The organism is Prevotella sp. SGI.167, from assembly GCF_050313615.1.
In the GTDB taxonomy this organism is placed as follows: Bacteria; Bacteroidota; Bacteroidia; order Bacteroidales; family Bacteroidaceae; genus Prevotella.
The window spans coordinates 1-945 of sequence record NZ_JBNPLT010000105.1 but is presented as its reverse complement, the minus strand read 5'-3'; the positions used below and the strand labels follow the sequence as shown (position 1 = coordinate 945).

1 protein-coding gene is annotated in these 945 nt (G+C 47.3%); it reads right to left on the bottom strand.

Annotated features, from left to right (window positions below; translation table 11 throughout):
* The coding region (locus ACQRBJ_RS16065) for a DEAD/DEAH box helicase (RefSeq protein WP_445304233.1) at window positions 1-737 on the bottom strand (737 nt) is incomplete at its 3' end.
* Window positions 738-945 lie beyond the last annotated feature (208 nt).

The following is a 945-nucleotide window of genomic DNA, read 5'->3' as shown; positions in this document are numbered from 1 at the left end:
AGGGTAAAGAGAGACGGGGTGATTTTCGAAAAATTTTGAGAAGTATTAGAAGAAGCTTTAAACCTTTCAATAAGTTCTTTTCGTAAAGAACTTGGCGTTTTACTATCAATAGCAACAGCCGCGATGCCGTGTTCTCTGTAGAACTCGGCAATAGCATTAGCATGACTGATATTGATGGCATAAACGATGCCCTTTCTGTCTTTACCAAATTCTTCCAAGCTCCGATAGAGCCTTTCGATACTCGGTTTCTTATTCAGCAACATATCCATTTCCTTGTTCTGGTAGTCACCATCTGCTCCTCGCTTCTGCAAGGAGTCGATGAGCCGTTGCGTCACACCATCTGATTTGATGCTCACGAAATCGTATGTTGCCAATCTTCCCTTGCTGATAAACTCAGGAACACTCCACGACTGCACCAAGACATCAAACAGATCAGTGAATCCCTTACCATTCAATCGGCAAGGAGTAGCCGTCAGTCCCAGGAATTTAGCTTTCGGGAATCTATCCCACATTCCCTTGTAAGTCTTGGCAAGCGCATGGTGCGCCTCGTCAATCACAATCATCCCCGGTTCTTCCTCTATCTCATCATAGTGCTTCGACAACCATTGTATCGACACAGCCTTGATAGGAACATTGAATGCGCTAGCCGACAAACAATCTGGCGAACAACCTGACGCCTCCTTTGATGCGCTAGCCGACAAACAACATGGCGAGACCTTTGATGGTCCGCCAACCATAGAGCGTAGCGGTTCTGAGCGACGAGGAGGAGCGGTTACATCCCCTGTCCCCTGAGGGGAAAGGGGCTTGGGGAAAGCGGTGGAGCCTCCCTTAAGGGTAAGGGAGGACGGGTGGGTTTTCGAAAAAAAACCTTCTTTGGCTAAAGAGGGACGGGGTGATTCGAAAAAAACTCTTTGAATCGTTTCTCGAATCTGAGAAACCAACTCC